This window comes from Salmonella sp. SAL4457, from assembly GCF_046548235.1.
In the GTDB taxonomy this organism is placed as follows: domain Bacteria; phylum Pseudomonadota; class Gammaproteobacteria; order Enterobacterales; family Enterobacteriaceae; genus Salmonella; species Salmonella enterica.
The window spans coordinates 1-276 of the sequence record NZ_JBGDZO010000409.1 but is presented as its reverse complement, the minus strand read 5'-3'; the positions used below and the strand labels follow the sequence as shown (position 1 = coordinate 276).

Here is a 276-nt window from a genome sequence, read left to right as displayed (position 1 = left end):
CGCAGGTGAACGGAAAGTTCACCCAGCACTTCGGGACTGCGCTGACCTACACGTACCACCTGCACGAAAACTTCGGCTTCCAGGTGATGCCGATCTGGAACTGGTACAACGACGAGTCCGGCCTCAGCAAGGAGCTGCTCGACAAGGTGCGCGAGGCAGCCCCGCCCGCCACTTCGCTGCTCCTCAACTACGGCGCGACCGCCGGAGTCGAAGTCGCCCCGATCTACGGAAAGTTTGCCTGGTTTGACTCGACCATGGCGCATTACAGCCTGATCC

General features: G+C 61.2%; 1 protein-coding gene. It reads left to right on the top strand.

The annotated features are described in order from the left end of the window. The coding region (locus tag ACLJNW_RS24840) for a hypothetical protein (RefSeq protein WP_410961308.1) at window positions 1-276 on the top strand (276 nt) is incomplete at both ends.